Here is a 254-nt window from a genome sequence, read left to right on the forward strand (position 1 = left end):
GCCCGGCGCGTACCGCGGGCACGGTCGTCAAGGACGAGGGCGAGGGCGGCAAGCAGCTCGCCGCCTTCCTCGCCGACCAGAAGTTCATCTAGTCCCACCGTTTCGCGCATCCAACGATCGATCAGGAGCAATGAATCATGGCTGAGATCCTGGTTCTGGTGGACCACGCCGACGGTGCGGTCCGCAAGCCGGCCCTGGAGCTGCTGACCCTGGCCCGCCGCATCGGTGAGCCGTCCGCCGTCGTGCTCGGCGCC

Annotated in this window: 2 pseudogenes; both read left to right on the forward strand. The window is 68.5% G+C overall.

From position 1 onward, the window contains the following. Window positions 1-92 (forward strand): annotated as a pseudogene (locus tag VM95_RS42185) (electron transfer flavoprotein subunit beta); the annotation flags it as partial. A 45-nt stretch (window positions 93-137) separates the two neighbouring features. Further along, window positions 138-254: pseudogene (locus VM95_RS42190) on the forward strand (electron transfer flavoprotein subunit alpha/FixB family protein); the annotation flags it as partial.

This window comes from Streptomyces rubellomurinus, from assembly GCF_000961885.1.
GTDB classification, from domain to species: Bacteria; Actinomycetota; Actinomycetes; order Streptomycetales; family Streptomycetaceae; genus Kitasatospora; species Kitasatospora rubellomurina.